This is a genomic window from Streptomyces anatolicus (assembly GCF_019400875.1).
Classification (GTDB): domain Bacteria; phylum Actinomycetota; class Actinomycetes; order Streptomycetales; family Streptomycetaceae; genus Streptomyces; species Streptomyces anatolicus.
The window spans coordinates 1-1458 of sequence record NZ_WMBF01000819.1; the positions used below are offsets into that span (position 1 = coordinate 1).

General features: G+C 75.5%; 1 protein-coding gene. It reads left to right on the forward strand.

Translation table 11 applies throughout. From position 1 onward, the window contains the following. On the forward strand, positions 1-1458 hold a 1458-nt coding region (locus tag GKQ77_RS32715), incomplete at both ends, for a DUF5682 family protein (RefSeq protein WP_258022357.1).

A 1458-nucleotide genomic window follows, 5' to 3' on the forward strand; every position in this document is an offset into this window, starting at 1 on the left:
CCTGAGGGCGAGGCGGCGCCGGGGGACGAGGTGACTCCGGGGGGTGAGCCCGCCTCGGGAAGCGACGCGGCTCTCGAGGGCGAGGACGCCGTGCGGATCGATCCCCTCGCCGTGCTCGCCGAGACCGCCGGATACGACGATCCCGAGCGCTGGTGGGAGGACGTCGTCGAGCACCGGGGGTCGGGCGCCGACGCGTTCGCGCCCTTCGAGGCGCTGGGAGAGGCCATGGGGGCGCTGCGCGAGGCGTACGAGGACGGTGGGCACGGACGCGACCTGGTGCGCGAGGCGCATATGCGGCTTCGGATGCGGGCCGCGCAGAAGGAGTTCGGTCCCGACCGGGTGGCCGTGGTGTGCGGGGCCTGGCATGTGCCCGCGCTGCGGCGCAAGGTCACCGTGGCCGCCGACCGGGCGCTGCTCAAGGGGCTCCCCAAGGTGAAGGCGGAGATGACGTGGGTGCCCTGGACGCACCGCAGGCTCTCCCGCGCCAGTGGGTACGGGGCGGGCATCGCGTCCCCCGGTTGGTACGGCCACCTGTTCGGCGCCCCCGACCGGCCCGTCGAGCGCTGGATGACGAAGGTCGCCCGGCTGCTGCGCGAGGAGGACCGGCTCGTGTCGTCCGCGCACGTCATCGAGGCGGTCCGGCTCGCCGACACGCTCGCCGCGATGCGGGGGCGGCCGCTGGCCGGGCTCACCGAGACGACCGACGCGGTGCGGGCGGTGATGTGCGAGGGCTCGGACGTACCGCTCGCCCTCGTGCACGACAGGCTCGTCGTCGGGGACGTGCTGGGGGAGGTCCCCGAGGCGGCGCCCGCGGTGCCGCTCCAGCGCGACCTGACCCGGCTCCAGCGCAGGCTGCGGCTGAAGCCGGAGGCCCTGGAGCGGGAGTTGGAGCTGGACCTCCGCAAGGAGACGGACGCGGCCCGCAGCACACTGCTGCACCGGTTGCGGCTTCTCGGCATCGGCTGGGGGGAGCCGGCGCGGTCCCGGGGGAGCACGGGGACGTTCCGGGAGGCCTGGCGGCTGCGGTGGGAGCCGGAGCTTTCCGTGCGGGTCGCGGAGGCAGGGGTGTGGGGCACCACGGTGCTGGGCGCGGCGACCGGAAAGGCGTCGGCCGACGCGGTCGGGGCGGTGGCCCTCGCCGATGTCACGGCGCTCGCCGAGCGGTGCCTGCTGGCGGAGTTGCCGGACGCGTTGCCCGTGGTGATGCGGGTGCTCGCCGACCGGGCGGCGCTGGAGGCGGACGTCGGGCACCTCGCGCAGGCGCTGCCCGCCCTCGTGCGGTCACTGCGGTACGGGGATGTGCGGGGGACGGACACGGCGGCTCTCGGCGAGGTGGCTCTGGGCCTCGCCGAACGGGTCTTCGTCGGGTTGCCGCCTGCCTCTACGGGGCTTGACGCGGAGGCGGCGCTGGAGATGCGGGGGCATGTCGACGCGGTGCACCAGGCGGTGGGGCTGCTG